This is a genomic window from Streptomyces prasinopilosus (assembly GCF_001419695.1).
In the GTDB taxonomy this organism is placed as follows: Bacteria; Actinomycetota; Actinomycetes; order Streptomycetales; family Streptomycetaceae; genus Streptomyces; species Streptomyces prasinopilosus.
The window spans coordinates 1-4,648 of record NZ_LIRG01000834.1 but is presented as its reverse complement, the minus strand read 5'-3'; the positions used below and the strand labels follow the sequence as shown (position 1 = coordinate 4,648).

4 protein-coding genes are annotated in these 4,648 nt (G+C 72.5%); all 4 read right to left on the bottom strand.

The window, feature by feature from the left end:
• Positions 1-79: 79 nt before the first annotated feature.
• Complete coding sequence (locus AOK18_RS27240; RefSeq protein ID WP_055696055.1) at positions 80-1,441, bottom strand: pectate lyase family protein; 1,362 nt, start codon at positions 1,439-1,441, stop codon at positions 80-82.
• A 113-nt stretch (positions 1,442-1,554) separates the two neighbouring features.
• On the bottom strand, positions 1,555-2,382 hold the full coding sequence (locus tag AOK18_RS27235; RefSeq protein WP_055696054.1) for a rhamnogalacturonan acetylesterase: 828 nt from the start codon (positions 2,380-2,382) through the stop codon (positions 1,555-1,557).
• 155 nt (positions 2,383-2,537) lie between these two features.
• A complete protein-coding gene (locus AOK18_RS27230) occupies positions 2,538-3,902 on the bottom strand; it encodes an ABC transporter substrate-binding protein (RefSeq protein WP_055696053.1) in 1,365 nt (454 codons plus the stop codon).
• Between the two features lie 262 nt (positions 3,903-4,164).
• A partial coding sequence (locus AOK18_RS27225) for a beta-xylosidase family glycoside hydrolase (protein ID WP_478078856.1) occupies positions 4,165-4,648 on the bottom strand: 484 nt, incomplete at its 5' end.

The following is a 4,648-nucleotide window of genomic DNA, read 5'->3' as shown; positions in this document are numbered from 1 at the left end:
CCACCCCCGAGACCGGGACGGGCGCGCGCCACAGTGGGGGTGGTACGCGCCCGTCCCGGCGTCGGGGGTGGGGAGCAGGTCAGCGCAGGCGGCCCGCTCCCGCTCCGCGCCCGACCAGCGCCGGCACCGCCTGCGGCCGGTCGACGTCGGCGCGCAGGGCGGGCGTCCAGCCGGCGCCGGAGCGGAGGGGCGCCTCGGGGTTCTCCGCGTTGTGCACGGCGATCAGGTCGACCCCCTTGCCGTTGACGAGGTTGTCGCGCGCGGTGAGCGGGGAGTCGTTCCACCGCTTGAGGATCTTGGCCGGGCCGACGCCCTTCGGCAGGGTGAACGCGTTGTGCTCGGCGACGAGCCGGGACTCCTTGCCGATGCCGAAGCTGTAGCCGTAGCCCGCGTCGGCCACGAAGTGGTTGTTGTAGACGTCGACCTGCCCGAAGCGCACCCGCGGCGCGCGTTCGACCAGCTTCGAGAACAGGTTGTGGTGGAAGGTCGCCTTCAGCTTGCCCCGGTCGCCGGCGGCCGTGGACTCGCCGTCGCTGTTGCCGATCAGGATCGTCTTGTCGTGCTCGGTGAAGACGTTCCAGGAGGCGGTGACGTAGTCGGCGCCGCGGACGATGTCCAGTTCGCCGTCGTGCTGCTGGTACAGCATCCCGAAGTGGACGGGGGCCGCGCTGTCGGGGTGCTCGCCGTCGGTGAAGGTGTTGTGGTCCAGCCAGACGTGGGTGGAGTTGTACACGACGGCGGTGTCGTACTCGGAGTTCCAGTTGCCCCGGTCGCCGTCGGTCGGGTCCCACTGCGGGAAGCAGTCGAGGGGGCTCTCGAGGGTGAGGTTGCGGACGATGACGTTGTCGACGTCCTTGATCTGCAGGCTGGCGCCCTTGAACCCGGCGTTCTTCCCGATGCCGATGATCGTGGTGTTGGCGGGGACGTTCGCCTTGATGGCGGCGTTCTGGTTGGCCGCGGAGATCCTGCGCAGGCCCTCGGGACTGTCGTCGGGCTCGTCGCTCAGGTCCTGTTCCAGGCCCCAGGTCTCGGGCGCGTACTTCTCCAGGTAGGCGTCGAGGTCGTAGCCGGGGGCGGCGAGCGAGTCGCAGCCGGCGGAGACCGCGTCGATGGTCCCCCGCACCTTGATGATCTTCGGCGCGCTGCCGCCGTCCGCCAGGGCCGCCTTGAACCCGGCCCAGTCGCTGACGGTGTGGACGTGCTCGGCGGTGGCGGCGGCGCCCCCGGTGGTGCCGGTGCCGTGGGACGCCCAGCCGTCGTTCGCGCCGAGCGTCTGGCGGGCGGGGTCGCGGTGCTGGCCGGGGTGGTGGCCGAGGTGGCCGCCGTGTGCCTGGGCGCCGGTTCCGGTCAGGGCCAGGACGAGGGCGGTGCAGCCGGCCAGCGCGGCGGCCTTCGTGACGGCATGGGCATGCCATTCGTGTCTGCTCGGGGTGCGGGTCATGGTGCGGGTCTCCCTGTGTCTGGTTGCGTCGGTGTCGCGGACCGCCGTGCGCTCCGCCCGTGTGCCTCGCGCCGTGCCCCACACGGTGCGTACGCGGCGGGGCGGGCGGCGGGTCACCCGGTGCGCGCGGCGGGTCGGGCGGTGGTGCCGCCGTCCGGCCAGGTGATCCAGGACTCGGGGATCACCTCGTCCAGCCGGCGCACGTCCCGCGGCGCGAGCACCCGGGTGCGCAGCAGCTCCCGGGCGACCAGCCGCGCCACGGCGATGGCGCCGGGCGGGTTGAAGTGCGTGTTGTCCTGCTCGGTCGCCGTCCAGTTGAAGTACTTCTTCGTCTCCTCGGCCCCGAGTTCCTGCCACAGCGCCAGTGACAGGGCCTGGATGTCGAGCAGCGCGGCCCCCTCCCGCCGCGCCAGCGCCCGCATCGCCGCCGGGTAGTCGCCGTGGCTCGGCACGGCGGCGCCGCCCGCGTCGAACCTCCGGCGTTCCACGGGGGTGGCCAGTACGGGCCGTGCCCCGTGGGCCCTGGCCCCGTCGACGTACAGCCGCAGGTACTCCCGGTACGTCGTCCAGGGCTCGGTGTAGCGGGCCGGGTCGGTGGCCTTCTGGTCGTTGTGCGCGAACTGGATCAGCAGGAGGTCGCCGGGCCGGACGGCGGCGAGGATCGCGTCCAGCCGCCCCTCGTCGGCGAAGCTCTTCGCACTCCTGCCGTTCACGGCGTGGTTGGCGACCTCGAGGCCGGGGCGGAGCAGGAAGGGGAGCGCCGTGCCCCACCCGGTCTCGGGGGCGGCGTCGGCGTCCTTGGGGGCCGCGGTGGAGTCCCCGGCGATGTGGAGGGTGCGGGGGCGGGGACGCCCCGTGGCGGCCCGGGCGGTGCCGGTCACGGCGAGGGCGAGGGGAAGGCCGAGAGCGGCGGCGGATACCTGTCTGCGAGTGAGCGACACGAGCCTGTGCCTTTCAGCAAGGGTCCGAAAGGGGCGCCCGTGGGGGCGCGGGACTGTCCCTGTGTGCGGGCCGCGGCCGGGCGGGCGCGGCCGGTCGCGGGGGCGGCCCGGGGCCCGGAGGGGACGGGCCGCCCCGCGGTGTCGCCGGATGCGGCTCAGGCCATCTGCTCCTGCCACTCGGCCTGGGCCTCGTTCAGCTGCTCGGCCAGGTTGTCGAGGAAGTCCTCGGCACTCATGTCCCCGAGCAGCACCTTCTGGAAGTTGGGCTCGTTGTCGGCCTTGGAGATGGTGTTCCAGTCGGGCAGGTAGTACGGCAGCTGGACGATCGTCGTCGACCCGTCGCTCAGCGCGTCCGCCGCCAGCTTCGTCGGCTCCGCCTTCTGGATCCAGTCGTCCTTGGCGGCGTCGAGGTTGGCCGGCACCTGTCCGGCGGACTCGTTGAACTTCGAGTTGGCCTCGGCCGAGACCGCGTACTCGATGAACTTCCAGGCGGCGTCCTTGTTCTTGGAGCTCTGGAACACGCCGAGCCCGTCGACCGGGTTGGAGACCTGGACCCGGGCCCCGTCGGGTCCGGTCGGCTGCGGGATGCCGCGGAACTTGTCGGCGCCGAACGCCTTCACGTGGTCCTGGTACGAGCCGAGGTTGTGGTTGAGCATGCCGATGGTGCCCGAGTCCCACTGCGCGACCATCTTGGTGAAGTCGTTGTTCAGGTCGGCGGCGGGAGTGGCCTTCTTGAACAGGCCCGCGTACTTCTCCAGGGCCTCGACGTTCTTCGGGTCGTTGACCGTGGTCTTCTCCCCGGTGGAGTCCCAGAACGTGGTGATGCCGGACTGGCCGTACATCGCGTCCAGGGCCTGGGCGATGGAGCCGGCGCCGCCCCGGATGGTGTAGCCGAACTCGTTCTTGCCCTTGTTGCTGAGCTTGTCCGCGGCCTTGAAGAAGCGGTCCCAGGTGGTCGGCTCCTCGAGGCCGGCCTTCTCGAACAGGTCGGTGCGGTAGTAGAGGACGCCGTTGTTCGCGGAGGTGGGGATCGAGTACAGCTTGTCGTCCCCGCCGCCGGCGGCCCGCAGCGACTCGACCATGTCCTTGTTCAGCTTGCCCTCGAGGGACGACCCGCCCAGCCGGTCGTCCAGCGGGTCGACCGCGTTCTGGGCGGCGAAGCCGGCGAGCATCGACGCGCTGATGCCTCCGACGTCCGGCAGGCCACCGCCCTGGATGGCGGTGTCGACCTTGGACTGGTACTCGGTGGAGGCGATCCCGACGTACTCGACCTGGATGTCCGGGTGGGCCTTCTCGAAGTCGGCGATGATCTCCTTCCAGATGTCGGTGCGGACACCGCCGTTGTTGTCCCAGAAGGTGATCTTGCCCGTGCCGCTGCCCTCGGCGCCCTTGCCGCCGCCCGCACCGCTGCCGTCGTCGCCGCAGGCGGTGACGGTCAGCGCGAGCACGGCGCCCAGGGCGACGGCGGCCGGGGTCCGGCGCCTGCCGGTGCTGCTGCTTCCGCGATTGCTGATCTTCATTGGTCGGCTCTCTTCTGCTTCTGGATCTTCTGGTTCCGACGGGACGTGCGGGAGGTGCGGGTGTGGGGGGCGTTCGCGGTGGTCCGGCGGGGTGCGGTCACGTGGGGGCGGTGCCGGCGCGGGCGCCGGGGCCGGTGTCCGGGTGGTGTCCGGTCCCGGGGTCGGGTCCGGTGAGCGGGCCCGGTGCCGGGCCCGGTGGCGGCAAGCGCTTGCCCAGGAGGTGCGTCATTGCGGCTCCCAACAGGCGTACGGGGGTGGGTGGTCAGGTGGGGGTGATCCTGAACCGCGTGAAGGCCGCCGTTCCGGCGTGCTCCCGTCCCGTCGGGGCGAGGGCGGTCAGGCCGAGCAGGGCGCCGACCCAGCGCCACGGGGTGGCGGCGAAGGTCTGCCCGGAGGGGCGGAAGCCGTCCCCGGTGTCGTACGAGAAGCGGCAGCGGGCCCCGGCACCGGCCTCGATCCGCAGCCGGACGCCGCCCTCGGCGGCGAGCCGGGGGTGCGCGGCGTCGCGTTCGCCCGCGGCGCCCGCCTCGGCGAACCGGTGCACGAGGTGGGTCGTGCCGTCGGTGCCGCGCTGGAGTCCGATCCAGGCGTAGGCGTCCCCGAGGACGGCGAGGCCCGCCCGCGCTCCGGGCTCCGTGCTGTCGAGCCGCAGGTCCACCTCGACGGTGCACGGGGTGCCGGGCAGCCGCTGGGTGAGGACGTTCGGCAGCCTGCGCAGGTCGTGCGCGTCGGCGGTGCGGACGCAG

Excerpts from the sequence above, each read along its gene's own strand:
- AOK18_RS27240 (WP_055696055.1), bottom strand. The coding sequence starts at position 1,441 with ATGACCCGCACCCCGAGCAGACACGAATGGCATGCCCATGCCGTCACG.
- AOK18_RS27230 (WP_055696053.1), bottom strand. The coding sequence starts at position 3,902 with ATGAAGATCAGCAATCGCGGAAGCAGCAGCACCGGCAGGCGCCGGACC.